This is a genomic window from Micromonospora sp. NPDC050187 (genome assembly GCF_044459745.1).
In the GTDB taxonomy this organism is placed as follows: Bacteria; Actinomycetota; Actinomycetes; order Mycobacteriales; family Micromonosporaceae; genus Micromonospora.
This window is the reverse complement of the sequence record NZ_JBITJH010000012.1, coordinates 169,512-190,694: the sequence shown is the minus strand read 5'-3', so window position 1 is coordinate 190,694 and position 21,183 is coordinate 169,512. Positions and strand designations below refer to the sequence as shown.

General features: G+C 65.7%; 12 protein-coding genes. All 12 read right to left on the bottom strand.

What is annotated here, in order from left to right; all coding sequences use genetic code 11:
* Nucleotides 1–27 precede the first annotated feature (27 nt).
* Entirely contained in the window at nucleotides 28–2,274 is a 2,247-nt protein-coding gene (dpdD, locus tag ACIBJE_RS19970; protein ID WP_396750357.1) for a protein DpdD, read from the bottom strand.
* Nucleotides 2,271–2,810 (bottom strand): phospholipase D-like domain-containing protein DpdK, encoded by a 540-nt coding sequence (gene dpdK / locus ACIBJE_RS19965; protein WP_396750355.1) that lies wholly within the window; start codon nucleotides 2,808–2,810, stop codon nucleotides 2,271–2,273. The genes dpdD and dpdK overlap by 4 nt, the downstream gene beginning before the upstream one ends.
* Nucleotides 2,807–7,279 (bottom strand): protein DpdJ, encoded by a 4,473-nt coding sequence (gene dpdJ / locus ACIBJE_RS19960; protein ID WP_396750353.1) that lies wholly within the window; start codon nucleotides 7,277–7,279, stop codon nucleotides 2,807–2,809. Before dpdJ ends, dpdK begins: the two co-directional genes overlap by 4 nt.
* A 26-nt stretch (nucleotides 7,280–7,305) precedes the next feature.
* Complete coding sequence (locus ACIBJE_RS19955; RefSeq protein ID WP_396750351.1) at nucleotides 7,306–8,070, bottom strand: hypothetical protein; 765 nt, start codon at nucleotides 8,068–8,070, stop codon at nucleotides 7,306–7,308.
* Entirely contained in the window at nucleotides 8,067–10,979 is a 2,913-nt protein-coding gene (locus ACIBJE_RS19950) for a hypothetical protein (protein WP_396750349.1), read from the bottom strand. Before ACIBJE_RS19950 ends, ACIBJE_RS19955 begins: the two co-directional genes overlap by 4 nt.
* Nucleotides 10,976–11,932: a protein DpdG gene (gene dpdG, locus ACIBJE_RS19945; protein WP_396750347.1), complete on the bottom strand. Its 957-nt coding sequence runs from the start codon at nucleotides 11,930–11,932 to the stop codon at nucleotides 10,976–10,978. Before dpdG ends, ACIBJE_RS19950 begins: the two co-directional genes overlap by 4 nt.
* A 1-nt stretch (nucleotide 11,933) precedes the next feature.
* The gene (gene dpdF / locus ACIBJE_RS19940; RefSeq protein ID WP_396750346.1) at nucleotides 11,934–14,381 is read right to left on the bottom strand and encodes a protein DpdF; all 2,448 of its coding nucleotides are present in this window, start codon (nucleotides 14,379–14,381) and stop codon (nucleotides 11,934–11,936) included.
* Nucleotides 14,378–17,488 (bottom strand): protein DpdE, encoded by a 3,111-nt coding sequence (dpdE, locus tag ACIBJE_RS19935; protein ID WP_396750344.1) that lies wholly within the window; start codon nucleotides 17,486–17,488, stop codon nucleotides 14,378–14,380. The genes dpdF and dpdE overlap by 4 nt, the downstream gene beginning before the upstream one ends.
* 219 nt (nucleotides 17,489–17,707) lie before the next feature.
* Nucleotides 17,708–17,956 carry a hypothetical protein gene (locus ACIBJE_RS19930; protein ID WP_396750342.1) on the bottom strand — a complete coding sequence of 83 codons (249 nt, stop codon included), beginning with the start codon at nucleotides 17,954–17,956 and terminating at the stop codon, nucleotides 17,708–17,710.
* A gap of 170 nt (nucleotides 17,957–18,126) precedes the next feature.
* Entirely contained in the window at nucleotides 18,127–19,230 is a 1,104-nt protein-coding gene (locus ACIBJE_RS19925) for a hypothetical protein (RefSeq protein ID WP_396750340.1), read from the bottom strand.
* Nucleotides 19,197–19,595: a hypothetical protein gene (locus ACIBJE_RS19920; RefSeq protein WP_396750338.1), complete on the bottom strand. Its 399-nt coding sequence runs from the start codon at nucleotides 19,593–19,595 to the stop codon at nucleotides 19,197–19,199. Before ACIBJE_RS19920 ends, ACIBJE_RS19925 begins: the two co-directional genes overlap by 34 nt.
* Before the next feature lie 207 nt (nucleotides 19,596–19,802).
* Nucleotides 19,803–20,729, bottom strand: a complete 927-nt coding sequence (locus ACIBJE_RS19915) for a hypothetical protein (RefSeq protein ID WP_396750336.1) — start codon at nucleotides 20,727–20,729, stop codon at nucleotides 19,803–19,805.
* Between the last annotated feature and the right edge of the window lie 454 nt (nucleotides 20,730–21,183).

The window sequence follows — 21,183 nt, the reverse complement described above, 5'->3', positions numbered from 1 at the left end:
CTGACACGGCGAACGCCAACAGGTCGGTCACACGGAGGCGGCGGCGGACGGGCCGCCGCCGGCTGCGTGCTGGTCGCGAAGCCACGTTTCGGCAGCTTCGATCATGGACGTCGAACCCTTGCCCGCCGCGTACCGGATGGGCATTCCAGCGCGCTCTGCCTTGAGCGCGTTGGTCGCGGCGTGGGTCGCGGCGCGGTCCATCACGATAAACACGTCCGCCGAACGGGCTGCAGCACGCAGCCCTTCGGTTGCCACGTGATCGGCGCAGATGACCACGTCAAGACCCGGGTGGCGTTCGCGGAGAATCCGTGCGGTACGGTCGAGGGCCTGTTCCTGCAGCGAGTACAGGGCAACACGGGTGCCAGGACGTACGGACGGTTCCTGCTCGTGGACTGCTGGCGACGGCGCTGGGACGTCGAGGGCAAGGTCGAACGACGGGGCCAGGTCAACCGCCACGGCGAGCGCAGCCGACGGTACCCGGGCGGCATTGTGCGGTCCAATGCGCGACAGCATCGGGGCGGCGAAGGTGTTGAGGTTGCAGGCGGCCTCAGGGCGGTGCGCGAGGAACTGTTCGAGCAGATCCAGGCCGGTCGGTAAATCGGCGTTGGCGAGAAACGGGTCCCAGCCGGCCCGAACGAGTTCAACGACCTCCTCGTATGCCTGCACGCTGAGGCCCATTTCAACCAGATCACCGACGAGTTGCACGATTCGACCGGCGCGATGCCGGTCGCCGCTGTTGTCGTGGTAGGCCCAGAGCTCGAGGACCCGATGGCTGAGGCTACGAACGTCGTCGATCGGGGCGTCACTGGTTTTGAGGTCGCGGACCAGATCGATGCAGACATCGATCCCCGGGGATAGCCGTTCGGGCCCAACGCCGTCCATTGCCTGCAGGATCGCCCGGCATACGGCGTCGGTGCCCCCTGGTGCCCGCAGTTCGGCGACGCCACTGCGTTCGATGGACGACCGCAGGTACTCCAATTGTTGCGGGCTGGTTGAATCTGAGAACAGACGGGCCAGCCTGTCGGGCAGCGGGGCAGACTCGAGCGGGCGCTCCGGTCGCCAGGAGCCGAGTGCACCGCGGATGGCGTCCTCGCCGTGCTCGGTTCGGTGCCGTTCAAGGAGCGTAACGGCCTTCGCGGTGAAGGTGTGGGTAATCGCCTCCACGACGGCCGGGAGATCGGCGCGGTCGGTCGGAAGAAGGGTCAGCAGGTCGATCGCGGCGTCGAAGCGCCCGGCTTCAATGGCCTGCCTGGCCCGTTTCCGCAGGTCGTCGACGGCTTCAGTGGTCTCTTCTACCCCACGGACTGGGTTACTCGTTGCGGTGTGGAGTAGGGCGGCGATGCCAGGATCGCTGGTCCAGCCGGCTTCGGCGAGCCGCTCCCGCAGTCGGTCGGGCGACTCGTCGGCGGCGAGCGCCCACAACGTGTAATAGCGTGCGCCGGCAACCGACCGGATCGCGGACACCGAGTCGATGAGACCGTTGAAGCGCGTGGCGATCGGGGCGAACGTCGCGAGATCCGGCGGGTCCGCCAACTTGGACGTCGCGAGACGTGCGAGTGCGTCGGAGGCCAGGATCGGGCGGGGAAGCCGTAGCAGCGTGTCCAGTTCGGGATGCTGCTCGAGTTCGTCCCATCGGTCGAACGCGGCGAGCAGTTGGATCTGCAGGAAGAGTCGGTTTGCTTGCGACAGTCGATGGTCCGCGGCCAGGACCTCATAGGCGGCTTGAGCGGCGTGTTCCGCACGTGCAGCGCAGGCATCGGTCAGGTCGCCGATGAGGCGTCCGATGGGCAGGGCAATGCGCGCCTGCCGCCGTGGCGCTGACCTTAACGATGCGAGCAGCGTCTGCACCGATTCGCGCACCCAATTACGGGCTGCTGCTTGTCTGCCAACGCGGAAGCGATAGACGTAACGGCTGTCGCCCGTGAAGGCAACGGCGGCCTGCTCCAGTGGGTCAGAGCCGTTGCTGGTAGCCAGGCTTCGCCCGTCGAAGTCGGTCCAGGTTCGCCCGACGTGCGACTGCAGCAGTTCCCGGAGGGTGCGGGCCTGATCCGAGGTGAACGCCAAGGCGAAGTAATGGGTGCTTCCGTCGATGCGGGCAGGCAGCACCACCGGCTTCGGAGGGTCCTCGGCGATGAGGGCGTCGGCGGTCGCGACGACCTCGTCAAGCGCGGCTATTCCGCTGCCAGGGCGGAGGGAATTAGGCGGTCCGAAGAACGAGTCGCGAAACGATGGCCACCGTTGCAGCACGGTCAGCGCGGCGACGGGCTCGCTCATGCGAACAGGCTCATCAGTTCAGTGGTGACGGTTGCGACGTGCACCGGGTCCGTAGAAACGGTCACCAGTTCGCCATTCATCTCGACTCCGCGGTATGTCAGGTTCATGGATCCGTGGATGATCCAGTCGTCGCCACCGATCGCCTTCTCGTGGTCGAGCACGGTGCCCGGTACGTGCACCGATTGCCGCGGATGGAACTGAGCTTCGGTGCCGTCCCGCCGCGCCACGTCGCTAAGGCGTTTTACATAGGCCGTCTCGGCCGGGCCTGGACCGCAATGGAGGTAGACGCTGGTCTGCTGGGCGAGAAGGGTCCGCAGGATCGCCGACAGTCGAATGACTCGGGCACCCCACATATTGTCCAAGACGTTGAAACGACCGCCTCGGTTGTCCAGCAGCGGCACGTCCGTGATCCACGGTGAGGCGATCAACAGCCGGCGTCCTGGCGCTAAGAGTTCACTAACCAGCAGTCCCTGGAGGGCTTCGCTGATGAGCCGGTGCGGACGAGCCGCGAGTCGGTGGATGTGACGGGTGCTCATTGAGGTGCCTCTTCCAGCGACACGTCCACGGCCAACGTTCCGTCGCGACGCAAAGCGGCTTCGACGTGCGGGTGTACGTGAAGCCATCCCATGTCGACCGGATTGGTGACGAGGTACTGGAGGGCGTGCTTGATGCGGGTGCGGTCGTCGCTGCCGGAAACCAGTTGGCAGCGTCCTGATGCCGCGATGTGTTCGGTGAGTCGGTGGACCCAATCGGCATCGTCGACGTCGACCTCGTCGATCGGGTCGGGCAGTGCATCAAGCACGAGGGTCCGTTCAGTCTGCGGGGCTTCGGTGACGAAGCGGTTCGATGCTACGAGTGATTGCGCGCGGCGGGCCTCGGCGGTTGGCCACAGCAGTCCTTGCAGTACGGACTGCGCCCATTTCTCACTTTCGCCCGCGCCTTCAGGAATCGCTTTGACGAGCGCAGCCACGATGTTGGGATCGGCAGCAAGGGCTATGCAGATGCTGCGGTGATCGATCGCGAAGCCGGCGCGGACCTCGATGTCCTTCCAGGCATTGAGGCATTCTCGGATGAGATTGTCGGATTCTGGCCCGGACCTCGCCCGGAATACGCGGCTGGCCAAGGTAGTTACGGTGACGTGGGCTGGGCTCACGCCGTGGTTCGTGAGGGCTCCGAGCAAGTCCTGCCAAGCGTGGAGCCGTTCATTTGCAGCGGTGCGGAATCTCTGCGCGGCGTCGGCGATCTCGGGTTCCGTGGTGAGCAATGTCAACGTGTGGCGCAGTGACCGGTCGACGTCCTCTAGGTCAGATGGCTGGAGGGCTGCGACCACGAGGTAGTCGAACCGCCGCGGGTCGTCGCTGATGCGGGAACTGAGGGTTTCGATCATGCCGCCACCCCCGATCATGGCGTCGCTGAGCACAAAGGTGGCGGTGGGGCCGTCACCGATCGGGTCGACATCGATGACGGTGTCGAGGTCGGCGTCGAAGTCAGGGCAAAGTTCCTGGGCGGCGGCTTGCCAGGCGGCGGCCATGGTCTGCACGAAGCGGGTTCGCAGCCAGGGCAGCCAATCGTCGTCCGGTTCCGCTGTCAGGCGGCCGACGGTTTCGGCGATAGCCTGCGCGATTGGCCCATCGGTCAACGCGTCGAGGAGCTGTTGCTGGCGTGGGCCTAGGCCATGATTCGTTGGATCGGCTTCATCGTCGGAGTCATTGTCTAGTCCGATGACGCCGTCGCGGAGCAGGTCGGTGACTAATTGTCGCCACTGGGCGGACGGCAATGCTGATAATTGGGCCGGCTCGGTGTTGTCGCGTACGGCCGAAGCGGCAGCGGCGACGATCGACTCGGCGAGGTTGCGGGCAAGGAAGGGATCGACTGCAAGCGCGTGTAGCCGCTCGCGGAGTTGGTCGACGAAGAAGTCTCGTCGGAGTTGGCGGAGCCGTTGCGGCGAGCGGTGAAGTTCGAACGATGGCAGTGTCTGCGGCACGGTGATCGTGACGATCTGGGCGTCGACGGCAGCGTCGTAGCCGACGGCTGCCGGTTGACCGTGCCACGTGAAGCTGTTGTTCAGTTGCTGGCGGCCTCCGCCTCGCCGTGCGAGGTTGGCCGATGTGTGCGTCGCGTACCGCCAGGACTGAAGAGCTCCGCGGGCGGTGTGGAGATAGGCCTGTACGGAGACGACGTTGCCGACAAGTGGGCCGGACCGTGGGCGGACGAGCATGAGGCCATCGTTCGGTTGTCGCCAGCGCACATGCCAGTGCAGGCGGCCAATCGACGATGGCTGCACCTCGGGTGGCGGAACTTGTGGCGCGGTGATTAGGGGGCGCACCAGTGGAAGTGGCCCGCTGTCGCCGGCCACCTCGCCGATAACCACACCGTCGTAGGCAAGTCCCTCTTCCAGGGCGACCGAGGCTCCATCGTCGGCTGGCTCGATCCAGAGCCCGCGGCCTCGCTCAACGGCCCACCGCATGGTCACTTTGCCAGGCGCTAGTTCATTCAGGGCCATCTGCACGGCGATCGACTCGTTGGCCGCCTCGTCGTAGCCGGGCGGCGCGATGATCGCTACTTCAGGCAGACACAGGTCGCTGAACAGCGCTTTGGGGATGAACTCCGGTAGGGGTGAATCATTCACCCACTCTTCGCGCTCAGCAACTGAGTCGCCGTCCACGTATGCGGCCCAGCGGCTCACAAGCCGACGCCGAGCAGTGGGCACCGCGTCGAGTAACAGTGATCGGGGCTGCTCCCAGCACACCGATTCTAGTTCATCCGGGCTCAACTGCAGCGATGCCCCGACGAAGGTCATCAAATCTTGCCGTTCGGGTCCACCGTTCATGACCCGAGTGAGTAACTGGGCCACCTCGTCGCGAAGGTCCGCAACCGTGGCATCCGGCTGAGTGAACACTATGCGGGTGTTCCGGTCACTGGCTCGGGCCGCCACGCCCAACTTGTAAGCGACCCAGTCGATCATGCACAAAGCCGCTTGCATTTTACGCACGGACTGATTGCCCATAGGCAGGCGCTTCGCTGGCAGATTTGGGGAAAGTAACGTTTCGTAGTCCTGGTAGGCAGTGCGGTCGCGCCCGAAATCTGACAACACTACAACGGTCCATGGCCGCTGCCTTTGGGTACGACCGGCCCGGCCCCGCCGTTGCAGGAATGAGGCGACGTCTCGTGGGGCCTTGTGTTGCAGGACCGCGCCGACGGCGGGGTCGTCGAACCCGACTTCGAGCGATGACGTGGTCACGACGATGTCCGCGCCGGCGCGGACGCCGGTATCCTGCGACGACGTTCGACCGATCGTCAGGCTCCGAGGGCCGAAGCCGAGCAGTTCGGACATCCACCAGTGCTGGCCGTCGGCGTCTCGACGGTCCCAGTCGGTTACCGGACCCGTGCCCTGCACGGTCTGCATCATGCGAAGAGCGGCTAGGGCGACGGCGCCGCGTCGTGCGTTGCCGGTTTCGGTGAGCCCCTCGGCGGATTGCATCTGGCGATAGAGTCGGTTGACCAGGTCGAGCTTGTCGCAGAACGCGAACACGCGGCTGCCGTAGGCGCCCAGCGGAGTCGGGTTCAGGTCCAAGGTCCGACGCAACAGCATAAGTGTTTGAATCGTGGTGGACAGCAGGGCGGTCTGCTGGGACGGGTCGCCCCGCAATACAGCCTGGTACTCCCGCCCGCGCAACTCCAGGTCACCTTGGTCAGGTTCGACCGTCACCACTGTGCCGTCCGCCAGACCGCACAACTGTTCAAAGAAGCGGTCGGCGTTTGACAGCGTCGCGCTCAGGCCGACCCAGGTGGTCGGCCGGTTGAGTAAATGGCGCCATCTTCTAAGCAGGTATGCGACCTGTGCGCCATTCGTGCCGTCGTAGGTATGTACTTCGTCGAGCAAGACCAGCGCGGGCCTGGTTCGCGCCTTCGGCCCGACCCCGAAGACATGCATGCTCCAGCCGTCGCTGAGGGAGCGGTTGAGCATTTCAGTCGTGGTGAACAGCAGATCGGGTGGGCGATTACGCATGGTCGCGCGGGTCAGGGCTAGCTCGTCGTCGCCGACCACCCCGCCGCAGGTTGTGCAGGTCAGTCGCTCGTTTCGTCGCGGTCGCGGGACGCCGTAGTCCGAAAACAGCCAAACCAAGTCACCTCCGCAACGGTCGCCCTGGCGTCCCATCACTGGGCATGTCAGGAACGGGCAGACCCAGCCGCGAGATGCTCGACCCCATGCCCCGTTGGGTGCCGCTTTTGGCGCTTCTTTGGAAGTGCCATTCGGGCTGTTGCCGAAGTACGCGCCAATCCGAATCTGGCGACCGCCTGCCTTACGCAGGCGTCGAGTCTCGTCAAGCGCTGAGGCTAGTTGGTCTTTGAGAAGTTCGTTGCGTGGGTAGATCGCGACGACTCCGACGCCATGCGTGGATGCTGGTCGAGTCGCGAGGTGGATCAGTGCAGGCAGGTAGAAGGCAAGCGTCTTACCGCTTCCGGTGCCGGCGCTGACGATCACACCGCGGTCACGTTTAGTCATCGCAGCTAATACGCCGGTGGTGGATTGGAGTTGAAACTCGGACAATTTTCGAGGGTCGTACTGGCCGTTTGCGTCGGGTGCCCCGTCGAGGATCAGGCGGGCAGTTTCGACCTGAGCGCTGGAAAGCTGGGCGCTGGTCAGCCGCGCCGTGACCGCGTCGGTGTCGAGGTTGCGACAAGGGAATCGCCGCGGTTCGTGCCGGAAGCGGAAGTCGGCGACCAAACTGGGGGCGGCCTGCCATGGACGGCCAGGGAAAAGTTGGCGTAGGTGCGCCATTAACCGCATGGTTTCGGCCATGCGCGTGCGATACTCCTTCGGCCATCGCCGGTCCAGTTCGAACACCAGGTTATGTTGCAGCAGTTGTTCGAGGATGTCATGAGGATCGTGGGTAGGTGCTGCTGCGCCGATGGTCTGGATCAGTTGATCCTGGGTCCAACTCTCTTCCGTCAGGCCCCAGGCCAGATGGCGTGCCTCGATGTCCTCTAGGGTGTCAAGCACACCTAGGAGGGTTTTAATGGGGTCACTCACCACTTGCGAACCCCGTATCCGTCCCCGCGACCGTCCGTGTCCAGCCAGTCGCGTACGGCTGCGGTCACGAGGGACCATGGTGCTCCGCCATCGCTGGCTGCCGCCCCGATGAACGTTGCGATCTCGGGCGGTAGGTTCGCCAGGCGTCGGGTGAGTTCGTGTTGGATGTCTTCCCAGTCTGCCGCGTGTTGCCGCCAGCTATCGACGGCTGCCGGAAGCTGTTCGATCGGGCCGGTGAAGGGTCGCGACCACGCCGACCGGATCCGTGAGATGCGTACCTGCAGTGACTCGCTACCTGGCATTGCGGCGATTGACTGATCGAGACCTTCGGGTCGGAGGCGTTTCTGTTCGGCGTTGCCGGCCCTTTGCAGGGATTGCTCGAGACTTTTGGCGATGGTTTCGGCCGAGCGGAGGGAATCCTGCACGGCCCCGGTGCGCAGCCTCTCTGTCAGGTCCTGAGTGGGGTCGGCTGCTTGGGTCGCTACTCTACGAAGGTTCGTGATCGATCTGGCCGCGTCGGCCGGCATTGACGGCCGAATGTGAGCGACTCCACGGTCGGCAAGTTCGGCGTCGATGTCGCTGCACGTGGTGAGCCGTGCCGTCAGGGCCTCGGCCCGGTTGCACGCTGTAGAGATCGCGTTTCGCTCTACCTCGGTCTTCTTCCGGTCAGCTTGGTCAGCCAGCGCCAAGAGGGCCTGAGTGGCGCGATCTGCGAGCGAGCGGTGGGCCGGCTCAGCCGGGTCCTTGAGCGGCTCGGTCATCGCTTGGCCAATCCTTCCAGCGTGTTCGCAAGATCCCTCAATGCTGTTTGGAGCCTGGCACGGTTGTAGGTGTTCGTTGCTCCGCCGGCCCTGTCCGCCGGATCGCGGAGGGATTGCAACAATCGATCACAGAGCTGCCAATACTGAAGCATGTCCGTGAGCATGGGGCTGGGGTCGGACGTTAGTTCCCAGAGTGCGCTTGGCGTTGGTGGGGATTGGACTGCTCGTGTGAGGGCTCGGAGGGTGCTGAGCCGCTCGCCGTCCGGGCGCAGCCGGTCATACACTTCTTTGCCATCGTGCCGGGTCAGCGCGGACGCGCGGTGCGCCTGCGTCACGAAGTCGTCCATGATCTTTGCGGTGGCCGTTAGGTCCTCGTCCTCGGCGACGTAGCCGTTGATTTTTCGGACCAGATCGCGCACCGGTGCCCACATGTCTTGAGCTGCCTTGGCCTGCTTGTCATGGAGGCCGGCCAGGGTTATGCGCTCGCTCGCGTAGTCGCGGATGTCGGCACCCAGATCAGCTTTCCGAACACTCGGTAGAAGGAGTTCGAGGACGGCGCCGGCGTCGAAGATTGAGGCGGCGCCGGTGCCCTTGCGCTGGGTGAGGCTGTCCCGGACCACGGTGAGCGCCTTGGTCCGGTACGGCTCGACCGCCGACAGGAACCCCAGTATCTTCGGGTTCAGACCGGCGGGACGCTTTGGCCGGATCATGATGGCCAGGGCACTCGCCGGCGAGTCAGCCCGTCTGCCGTCAACCGAGCTCAGTACGCCCAGGACGGCGAGCGCAGCTGTGACGTCAGCCTTCGCGTCGTGCTTGACCGCCTTGACGACCTCGGCTTCGAGTCGGGCCAGCCGGTGCTGCATCTCGAAGAACCAACGGCCTCCGTTCGGTCCTACAGGGTCGCCGGAGACAGCCGCAACAATGCCCTTCAAGAGGACGCCGTCGCGGTCGTTGTTCCGAAACTCGATCGTCAGATCGTCCGGTGGTGCACTGCCACCGCCAGCGGCATTTTCGATCACGACGTTGGCTGGTCTGATAGTAACCTGTCCGATCAGAATGATACTGGCGGATCGCTTGATGCTCAACCCGTGGGGACCGGTGAGGAGGCGAGCGGCGAGTGCGTCGAGGATCCACCGGCGGATCTTCTGAGCTGTTTTAACGGCCAGTCGACTACCGGCAACCCATCTATCGATCTCTGACGCCGGTGCTGATCCCTTCGGTGCTGGCTCCGCGACGGGTTGCATGTCGCTGTCGCCGTCCGCAGCCAACTCGGTCAATGCAACGCCGAAGACCTCGGCGATCGGCAGCAGCCCGTCGTCGGCAGCCGGCGGGTTCGTCGCATAGAAGGCGCGGAGGCTGATCTCGGCCTGCGCGCTGGTGGACTGCCGGGCGATCGTGTCACGCAACTCGACGGGTACGGACATGCGGGTGGGTGCGAGGCTGGCCCCAAACCGCGCCGAAGGAAACCGTCCGGGCGTCGACAGTTCGGCTTCGGCGATGGCAAGGGGTTCGCGGATCACCGTGCGGAGAATGTTTCGGGGGTCAAAACTTCGCGGGCTGGCCAAGGCGACCAGGTGGTCAACTGCGGCCGCGTTGAAGGGAAACAGCCCATGTCCTTCCCGTGTCACCCCGAACACCGGGTGACATCGGTCGCGGTACACGCAGTCGGGGCACTTGTTCGGCGTCGGCATCCCGGTGCTTGCCGCCGCCGTAAGTTTCTCGCGGCCGACTCTACCGGCGTTGAGGTACCTGCCCACGAACGAACGAAGGTCACCCACGTCCACCGCGGCAAGATCCACGTCCATCGTGTAGTGCACACCGCGCTCAGCGAAGGTGGCATAGCGATCATCGAGGTAACCGGTGGTGACAGCAATGACAGCTCTGATCCGGCACAGGTCAGGGCGCGCGGGAATTGTCAAGGCTTGGGCGAGTTGCGCGTCGATGCCGTGGAGGAGGACCAAGTCTTCGACGAACAGAACCAGTTGCTGGTTGCGGCGGACCAGTTCGCCGCGAACGTCTTCGAAAACCTGCAAGAGATCAGTCGAGCTGCCGGTGAACACGTCAGCGGCGGCTCGTGGGAGGTAGTAGTCCAAGATCGTCGCCGCCGCGGCGCGGTAGCTGCGGTTCATATTGAGCTCGCGGACCCTAAGCTGGATGTCCTCGCCGGCGTCGAGAAACTCCTCGGGGTCGACCTTGAGATCAGCTTCGGTGAGGTGCAGATCTTCGGCGCTAACGTCCCTGCCGGGTTCGTGGCCGTCCTTGGCGAGTTTCGCGATGCGCTCGATCGGGCCGCCCGGCCGTGAAAGCTGTTGCTTGAACGTGTAGTCGCCGACGAGCCGCGCCACGCGTCCCCGCATCTCGGTGAGGTCGGAACCGGAGAGGTTTTGGATGATGGGCGTGTCGTCGAACTCGACCAGCCGGTGCAGGTGATTGAGCAGCGCGAGCATCGCCTCTTTCGCGGTTGTCACGCGGGACGCAGCCCGCGCCAAGCTGGCCCGCAGAGATGCCGCCGACGGTGCGTCAATGCCGTCGATCACCTGTTCGATGATGCGCCGCAGCGACGTGTTCCGTTTTTCGATGTAGACGATGTGCCAGTCGTTGCGTGGCGGCGTGTTCACGCGCAGCCAGCGGACGAAGTGGCTCTTTCCCCGCCCGGCGATTCCTGTGATGAACCGGATCAGTGGCTCGTTCGAGACCAACGGCTGGCACAGATCTGCGAGAACCTCCGCTTCGGTGACGGGTTCGCGTGCACCTCCCTTCGCCACCCGGGCTAGCGGAACCGTTTGGTGGACGGCGCTGAACACTGCGTCGGCGGAGGGATCTCCGAACTCGAGTCCGCCGGCGTCGACTTGGGCCGCCACCTGGATCTCGGCGTTGGACCAACAGGGGGGAATCGACGTCGCCGTCACGGCCGCTCCTTCGCTGAGCCTTGCGGATGCCAATCGATGTGAGAGATCCGGATGGACTCTGCGGTTTGGCCCAACGTCACGGTGAGGGCGTCGGTGTCGCTTTCCGCCGGAGGAAAGGTTAGGTAACCTTCAGCTTCCAACTGTCGCAACGACATCGACAGGCCCGGCGAGAGTTCCTGACCGTCATCGCTCTTCCAACGGGACCAAGGACCGCCGTCGCTAATCGGTAGGGCTTCGGCGCAGCGCGCAACGAAATCAGCCGCTCGGAATCGCTGGGCCGGCAGTTGGGCCAGATCGTGCCGAAGTGCCTGGCTGGCGTCGGCGACGAGTGACCGAGGGCTGAGTGGCTGGGCGAGGCCGAGGTAGGGCGCCCACCGGCACAACGGCAGGAACTGGGTGGCGTTGGTCACCGGCCAGTCCTTCTTGAGAGGTCCGAACTCGCTGGCCTGCGCCTCGGCAAAGTGGCGGCCCTGTCCCGTTTCAAACTCGAAAGGACGCAGCGGTTCGCGGGCGGCGAACAGAACGCCCACCGCTTGGACAAGGTCTTCCACTTGGGCGGTGCCACTGTCTCGATCTGATTTCGCGACGCGCCAGATCTGCGATCGGACGGCACGGCTGAACGACGCCGGGGTAATGGCGTCGGCGCTGCGCCACAGGCTCAAAGCCACTTCGGTTGCCGCCACCTCGGCATCGTGCTGTACAACGAATCCAAGGTTGATCAAGGCCGCTAGGGATCTTTCGGCGATGATCCGGCCGCTCTCCGCCGTGTTGTCGGCGTCGGGGTCGTCGTCCTTATCACGGTCCAGTGGTCTCATCGTCTCGACAAGTCCTTCGGGAGCGACCAGGGCCAGCAGATCCGCCTTAGAGCAACGGTTTCCTCGGTGTGCGATGATAGTTCGCGCGAGGTAGCGCATGGCCTCAGGCAGGATGTCGGGCGGATTGAGCAGCGGCATGTCAGATCTTCCTCAACACGTCTTCGATCTCGTAGCTGGGGGTCCACGCCTCGTGGAGGAACTGTTTCGGATTGGCGGGGTCACGGCGGTCCGAGGCCGTCAGCACGACGCCAAGGGGTTGCTTTGCCAAGCGTGACAACGCCCGCAGCAGCACCGCATCGTCAACCGACGAGTCGATGACCAGCAAGGTGGGCACCCGCCACGGTGTGTCCAGTTGTCCAGCCCAGATGTGAATGTCGTCGCACCACCAGGGTCCCGTGGCCCGCGTACGCCAGGGCGTGGCCTCGGGGGTCGCGGTGGCGACGATGGTGATGCCCCGGCGCAGTAGCCGATCCACCAGGGTCTGCACAGCCTCGTCGTTTGGCGTGTTCATCTGGACGCTCAATCTGCCGTCGGTGGCAAGTTGACGCAGGTCGCCGATTGCCTCCGTTCGCAGTTGACCTGCCCATAGGGTCGGGTAGGCCGGGACCGGCGTTGGTTGCGTCCCGGTACGACGGCAGTGCGGGCAGCCACCGCATGCCACCGACACCGGGAACTGGTTTCCCCGGTCGTCTTCGAGACGGTAGTGACGGGCGAGGTACCGGTTCGTGCACTCGTCGACTCCGTTGATCAGGCCGGTCGCGGCGGTGAGGGCGGCGTTCGCGGCGTCGCGGGTTGCCCGCTGGCTGGCGGTGAACCGCGTCCGGAAGGTGTCGAAATCGTCGAGGTCACTGTGCTGAACCTTCACGACGGCCGCTGTCCGTTGCGTGTCGAAGAACGCCTCGACCTCGTCGTCGCCTGCATCGGTGGGTACCGCGGCGGGCAGCGGCCACTGGCGCTGGATCATGCCGGCCCGGTCCATGGCTGCCAGCGTCTGCACATTCCAGTAGATATTGGTATCGCTCGCCGGGTATTTGACGTTCGCGTGGTCGGCGCGCAAGTCGACGGTGAGGTCGTCGCCTGACCACCGCCCCTGGCGCATGCCTTGCCATCGCGACCACGCGAGATCGGGTCCTATAAGCCGCTCGCGGGCCATTTCGGTCGCCACGGCCATGTCGGCGGTGGTCCACAGGACCAAGGACGCGGCTGCACGTCCGTCGCGGCCGGAACGTCCCACCTCCTGGTATAGCCGGTCGACGGATTCTGGCACACACAGATGCACGACGCTGCGAATATCGTCGATGTCGATGCCGAGTCCGAAGGCTGAGGTCGCTACCACGATGTCCAGATCCTTGTCCGGTCGGCCTTCCAGTCGCAGACCGTGGACGGCAGCCTGTCGGGTGCTGGGCTGGGGATTGCCGGCGATCTCGGTAACGGCTGTGAACCCGGCGTGTGTCAGCCATTTCAGCGCGGTTCTGGTGTTGGTCGACCGCTCCGACAGGTGCAGGGTTGTGTACACCAGGGCAGGTCGTGGCAGGTGGCGTAACGCCTCGACCAGTTTCTCGCTTTTGTCGGACTCGTCGGCGCACTGCGCCGCCCACCATGCGGGTTCTGGTCGGGTCGCTTGGCCGCAGATGAGGAGGCGTCGTCGTCCGGGGAACAAGCGTCTCAGGGTCGTCAGGCCGTAGGTGTCTAGTGTCCCAGTGAGCAGAACGGTGGCAGGCTGCCGCCCCACGGGCGCTGTCTCAAGCAGCCTCTGGCGTAAGCCGGCAAATGTTTGAAACGCCGGTCGGAAGGCGTCGCCCCATTGGGCGACGATGTGGGCCTCGTCCACCACGATGAGATCGAGTGAGCCGCTCGAGGCGGCCTCGATCAGCGGCGCGGCCAGAGTTGTGCAGGCCGCCTCGGGGGCGGCGATCGTCAACCACTGCGACCCTGATGCGATCCCGGCGCGGATGTCGTGCTTGGTGGCCTGATCAGCCGCACCGAAGTAGGCGAACTGGGCTCGGTCGTCGCCGACCAGTCTCCGCACTCGGCGCTCAAGATCCAGGGCGAGTGACACTGTCGGCACGATAATCAGGGTTTGGCGCGGACGGTTTCGTAGCGCCCGGGTGAGGACGACATCGCTCTTCCCCGATCCGGTCGGAAGGATGCAGATGACAGTGTCACCGGAGCCGGCAAGGGCGGCTGCCCGTACCGCGTCGCGCTGTCCCACGGTCTTGGCGCCGGCATGCTTCATCGTCTGTTGATAAAACGGATCAGCGGGCACGTCAGCGTCGAAGCGCCGCCGTGTGCGACGGCTTGGGGCCTCGTCCGGCGGAACGGTATCGTAGTGATCGAGCCAGATTGGCTTCCATGCCGTCGGCCGCACCGTCGCCCCGGATTGCAGGAGTCCGTGAACAGCCCAGACCGCAGGATCCCAGTCCTCTAGGGGCGTTCCGGTCAGTGTCAGCGCCGCGTAATCGGCAGCAACTAGACCGGTACGGATCATCACGGCGAGGTCGGCCGGTGACCCGCGGGTTGCCAGTCGCCGGTCGAGTCGCCGGTGGCGAGCACGCAGCTCGTCGAGCGTGATGCTTGGCGTGCTCACGCGTCCGGCCCGGTCAGGAAGACGACCCCGCAGGAGTCGATCACCAGTTGCGGTGCTGCGACCGCGGCGGCGACTGCTTCGAGCACACGAGGGTCGCTGGCGGTGTCCGCGCCGGCGCGGAGTCTGGCCTGGACTACGGCTTGCTCCTTCGTGCGCAGGGCGTGTGTCGCCGACGCTGCGGCTGACGTGTGGTGCAGAACGCCGGGGCGTTGCGCTGCCAGGCGCAGGGCCTCGCGGGTAGCTCGTTCACACAGATCGGGCCAACGCAAGAGACGGACGAGTTCGTCGAATCGTTCTGGCCGGCTGCCCAAGTTCACACCCTCGATCAGGTCGAGTGTCCGGCAAACCTGTTCGGGTGGCTCACCATGATCGGAACGCCACCACACCGTCTCGGCGAGAGGCGGGAACAGTTGACCAAGCCGAACTGTCGCAGCCGTCGCCGCTGCGGTGTCGACGGTACGCAACTGGTCCACCGGCTCGGAGTCGGCCGCGACGACGACCCGGAACATGAACACGACGAGCACGGATCCCGGTTCGCGGTGCGGCTGGCAGACCTCGATCGCGAAGGCTCGCCCTCGATCGTCCTTCTGCGCCAGGTCTGCGAACCGATCGACAAGGGGCTCACCCCAGCGCAGAAGACCGACGCCGTTCGTGGCAGCCGCCCGTCGGTGCGCGTAGCGCCGGCGCAGATTATCAGGGCCGATGCTCGTAACATCCGACTCGGTAAGGCGCGGCGGGTGTTTGGAGCTGATACCGAAGCGGGTTGCGATATCGCCGATGTCCTCGGTGAAGCCAAGCATTTGAACCGCGTAGCCGCGGAATGCCCCGAAAGTACGGTCAGCCATGTCGGCCCTTCTCATGGCCTCGGCGAACTCCGTGTCTTCGGTGCGGTCCTCGATCGCGTCGAGGAGGTCCTGTCCTTCGATCCGGCGTCGCTGCCTGTCCAACTCGTCTCGCCGGGCAGCCGTGCGCTCACCGGCCTCGGCGAGCCCTTGATCAATGGCGAGGGCGATAAAGCCCCGTTCGACCTCGGGCACCACATACTGCAGGGTCGCGGTGGACTCGCCGAACAGGCTTAGCCCTTCGTCCAGCGCATGGCGCCATCCTCCGAGATGGGCGTCCAGGACTGCGGTCTGCTCGCGGAACGCCGCAGATCGCACCGGTGCCTTCGCCGAGTGTCCCGGTTGAGCCCACCGGTCGAATCGGCCGAGGCGCTGCTCAATGCGGGCGACGCTTACCGGAAGATCCAAGTGCAGGACCTCGTCGACCACCTGCAGGTTGATGCCTTCCTCGCCGCCACGGTCCAGGACGAGCACTCCTCGGAACGGGTCCGCAACGAACCGGCGTGTGGCGGCCGACCTTTCCGCGACGCTCATGGTGGATAGCAGGCGCACGACGCGGCCGGTGCCGAACTGGGTCTCCAGGCGTTCGGCTGCGGCGGTAGCGGTCGCCGGGAACGAGCACGTCACCGCCGTCCGACGCGTGCCGATGCCAAGCCACGCCCACTCGATCATCGCCGTGAAACGATCGGCCGCCGTGTGACGCGCGAGGATTGCCTCGATCTGCGCGGCAAGGAAGCGCCCCAAGGCGGTGCCCGACAAGGCCTGCAACGCAGTCCGTTCCACATCGTCAAGGTCGTGCCCAGGTTCCTCCCGCAATGCCGCTGCGAGATCGGCCAGAGCGGTCACCGGGGCCATCGCGCGGCCCAGGACTGTGCGAAATACCGCCTCGGCTTCCACCTCCGGGAGCGCGGGGAGTTCGTTCCGAAGATCCTCGATCAACGTGAAGACCTCGGACCGCCGTTCGTCGGGATCCGTGAGTAACCAGTCACGCCCGACCGTACGGCCACGGACGGGAAACAGTCGTCCGAGGGAGGCGCTCCGGCGGGTACGGATCATGCGGCGGTGGATGCGGTGCGTCTCCGCGAGCTCCATCCGTATTCGCCGGCAGCGGCTGCGAACCTCGTCGGTGACCCGAGCGGCGACGAACTGGTCCAGCAGGTCGAGCTCGGTCTGAAGCCACTCCTCGTCCGGCAGCAGCCGGCGCAACGTTGCGACCGGCTCCTCGAGGAACATCAGCGGCGTGTCATCGCCGAGCGCCGCGAGCGCCTCCCCGAGATCGTCGCGGATTTCGACTCGATGTCGGAACTGTGCGAGGCCATCGAGCGGGTAGGTCGACGGATCAAGGAGATGAAGCATCCGCAGGAACCCGTCTTCATTCGTCCGTACCGGCGTCGCTGACAGCAGTAACAAGCTGGACGCGGCATGGCTCACGGCGCAGAGTTGCCGATAGGCCGCGCCGTCGCCGCCCGGGGCAGCCGCTGTGAGTCGATGAGCCTCATCCACGATGACACTCATCCGGCCGGTCGGGGCAAGCTCCGCAATCCGGGAATGAGCGTGAACGAGCACTCGTCCTGGAAACTGATCCACCCGGAACTTCGACCGAAGTTCGGCCTTCCACTGCTCAATGAGACCGTCGGGAGCCAACACAAGCGCCTCACCACCACCGTCGAGTAGCAGTTGACGCAGGACCATGCCCGCCTCAACAGTCTTTCCCAGTCCGACCTCGTCGGCGAGGAGGTATCGCTTCACCGGGTCGGCCAGGATGCGACGGGCGGCTCCGACCTGGTGGGCATGGATATCGACGCCGGAGGACCAAATCCCCGCCAGTCCCTGAGCAGCGACACGCTGACGCAGGACATCGCCCACGAAGGCCGACCTGCGGCTATGCCAGTAGCGGGTTTCCACCGTGCCGGCCTTCAACAACTCCACGGGCTCGTTGACCGACCGTGACCACAGCACGTACATCTGGTTCACGTCGACGTACTCAGTAGAGCCGTTCGGGAAATCCACCATGTACCTTGCGCCGCTCGCATCGCGCGAATCGACGAACCCAGCGCGCCACGTACCGTCGCGGCGGCACCAAACGCGCTGGTGCCTCTCGAGCTGAACCGGCACGAATGTCGTGCCAGTGGCAGGCACAGCGATCTCCTCGGTCGTCGGCCCGCCGAAGAACCTCACCACGCCAGCGCTCCGGTGGAGCTTGCCGATGCCGAACATCGGGTTGTGCACGAAGACGTCGGTGGTGGCTAAGGCACGGTCAACCAAGGTCTTCTACCGCCCTGGTGGGACGGCACTGCAACAAGCAGAGACACCCCGACCTCCTGATCTCGATCATGCGGAGCCTCAGTCGACGGACTCGTCGTGCCCACGCTAGAACCACGGTCGTCACGGCCCTTACGTAGAGCGCAGAGAGCCTAGCAAGGGCCGACGACACTTTTCCGTCACCGGCTGGCGGCCCAGGCGCAGCCCGGCGCCCGACAACCCTCACTTCACCTTGTCGTCATCGTCGCAGCGATGCCGTCCGCTGATCTCCGCGACCACCTGAAGGCGGCCGTCGATCGGCAGGGTGGCGAACCGCTCGTCATCGACCCGGTCAGCGAGGGTCCGCCGACCCCGGTTGAGCTCCCATAACTCGTCGTTTGTCGAGGCATCCCGCCAGCGCACCCAGGCCCGCCTGAGCGGATCTCCGGCCGGTAGCTCACGGGCCCGGGAACACCGGAAGTTCACGGCCATCCGCGCATCCTGCCGCCCTGCCCCGGCCGCCGCCAGAATCGGTCAGATAGCTGACACATAACGCTGGAACGAACATGATCTTCCACTTGTCAGGATCAGGCAGCCCGAACTGGAGGCCCGTGCCCGCTCAGCGCGGGGACAACATTGCGGTCCATGTCGCGCAAGGGTGTTCACCACCAGCGACGCCTGACCTTGATCTCGCGTACGGGTATCTCGGAGGGGTGTAGGGGGCGTTCGACGACGGGGCGGATCGTGTGGGGTGTGATGCGGTCGCGTTCGTGTTCCTCGGCGAAGCGGGCGGCCTGTTCGTGTTCGCCGAGGGTGTCCAGGGCCTTGAGGAGGTCGGTTACCAGGATGTCGAGGCGGTGGGTTTCGGCTTCGGCGGCGAGGAACCGTTCGTGGTGGGTGACTGCCCGGTGGCCGCACCATTGGCGTAGTAGTTCGTGCCGGGGCCGGTCGTGGCGGCGGTACCAGTCGTACTCCCATTCCGGTGTCGTCGACCGGCTGTCGCGGCCGACGCGGTAGTCATCGCCGAACTTGCATTTGCGGCGGGACCGGGCTTCCTGCTCGATGACGAGGTCGAGGACCTGGGTCGGATGGGCGCGGCACGCGGCCTCGACCAGTTGGAGGGTGCCGGCCGGTGACAGGATGGTCCGGCCGTCGTGGTCGAACCATTCAGCCGAGGCGAGGATGTCCTCGACCGGGCCGCCGATGATCTCGCATAGCCGGGTCCTGTCTCGGATGTCGGTGGCGCATGACACCGGGGACCAGAGCAGTTCGGCTGCGTCATCGCTGATCAAGAGGCCGAAGATCTCCTCGACGCAGGCTTCCTCTGTGCGATCGAGGCTCAGATCGTCGATGCGTTGCCAGTTCGCCATCAGCGCGTCGAAGGTCCCGACCTCGCTCCACGGCACCCGCAGCCGCGACCCGGGGACCTTCTCCACCCGTTCGTCGGGGTCGTCGAGGAATCTGATCTTGAGGCGGGCGCTGTTCTTCTTCGGCTCGACGGCCAGGATGCGGACGCGTTCGGATGGTCCGTGGTCCGACTGCCGGTACGCCCATTCGTCGCCGACGGTGAAGCGGGAGGGGTCGATTCTCATCCAGCCGTCCTTGGGGTAAGCGTCGCTTGTTGCGTGGTACCGGGTCGTGCTGGCGGTTCGCGCCGCGATGGTGCTAGGTCCCGGCGCAGGCTCGCGCGCATCCGGCCGGAGTGTGGTGACGGTTGAAGTGTCGACGCACTTCAGGCGCCGCCGTCGAGCAGCCCGTGGTGCCACGATTCCGGCTGTCGGCGGATGCCGGCGTGGGCCTGCCGGTCGTGATCAGGACGGTGCTCTTTGCGTGGCCCGTGGGGGCTCCAGTCACCGAGGAACGGGCGCAGGTCGTCGGGTCCGGGTTCGGGGTTGTAGTTGATGTCAGCCAGCACACGGGGACTGTGAATGGGGTCGATCCGGTCGGCGGCGGCCCTGCCCCACGCGACCCAGCTGGCGAGGTACCCGCCGGCGCCGGTCCGCCCCTCGGCTACCTGTTCAAGGGCGCTGCAGAACGCGCGGATGCCAGCCACGGTGGTCCACGCCTGATAGGCGTTGCGGAAGGTTTCCGCGCGGATGTTGTCCGCGGCCCGGACGCGGGCGTCGGCCATCGCGGCGTGCCATTGCGCGAGGGTGGCCTCCTCCTGCCGTCTGCGCTCGGCCGCTGCTTCCTCCTGCCGCCGCCGGTGCTCGGCCGCGGCCTTCTCCCGCGCGGCTTCGGCTGCCCGCCGTTGCTGTTCGTCGGCGGCGACGCCAGCCTCGAACCCCTGGATGATCTGCGCGACGCGCTGTTCCAGACGTACGCGTGCGGTGTCGGTTTAGGTGTCCCGGTTGTCGTGTCCGGCCCGGGCGATCTCCAAGCGGAGCCTGCCGGAGTCGACGACGTCGAACTCCGCAGGTTTCATCCACGGCCGCAGGCGCAGCACCTTCAGCTCCTCGGCGGTGGGTTCGTGCGGGACCTGGTCGCGTTCCTCGGTCAGGGTGACCGTGCGTCGAACCTGCCCGGCCTGGAGGAACACCCGCGGGTGTTTCGCCTTGGTGTTGACCCCGAGCCGGTACCCACGCCGGGCCGCCTCGGCGGCGAGCTGCCGGATCAGCAGTAACGCGCGGGGCAGTGAGTCCGGGCTGACGGCGAGGTTGGTCGGACCGGCTTCGAGGGCGCTGAACGCCAGATGCGGGTCGGTGGTGACACGTCGGGTGTTGAGCCGGATCCGGTTCCAGTCGGTCTCGTCCGGACCGGCATCGGTGTACAGGCGGATGACGATGTCCCCGGCGTCACGGCCAGTGTGGCGTAGCTGGTGACCCGATGGCACGAGTCCCTGCTGCTTGGCCGCGTGAATGATCCGGCGGTACCGGGCCCGCGTTCCGCTGTCGGGACTCTCGATACGCACCATGCCGCCCTCGCGCTGTAGGCGGTCGAGCAGTTCGCCAGCCGATCGCAGCAGGTCCGCCGACGAAGCGCCGCCGGCGATGCCGCCGGGTGCCGGCGTCTCGGACCGCAGGAGGAAAGAACGGTGGTCGGGATGATCGGGATGGTGGCCATGCTCAAGGTAGAAGCGACCGGCATCAGTCGAGCACGCCCTCCACACCCCTGCCTTGCGTGTCACCGTCACCAGGTTCCGGTCCTGAAGCGCACGCGCCGACCGGCGGTACTCGACGCCGTCCGGGCCGCTGAGGTCATCGCCGCCGTGGATCCGGCGAAGCAGGTCGAGCTGCCGCTCATTGAGCGAATCCCATCGCTGCACCACCCGACAGTAAGGGGCACGGCGTACTCGATGGAGCTGGACACGGGGTGTATGTGGCATCCCGGTCCGAAATTGGACCGGACTGTGGGCTCCACCTGAGAACCGATCCATGGTTCGGAACCGCCCGGAAGAGAGGGGTCCAGGTCGAGCCGGCGTTGACACCAACAGAAGCCAGCTGCGCCCGTTCAGCTCAGCGCGCTCGCGCGGCGGGAGTGGATGGCACCTCGAGGCTCAGCCACAGGCACGGCGGAACACACTTCAGTCATTCCACTCCCGGCCCCGCGGGTACGGCAGCCCGAGCCTGCCGCCGTCGCGACGATCGCCGACCTGCTGACCCCACCCCGCAAGCGAGCAACGAAGAAGACCCGCTGACCGACGCCATGGGCGACCGCCGCCGACGCCTCACGACCCGGCCGTGCGAGAGCCGAAACGCGGAGGTTGAGCGTCCCCACAA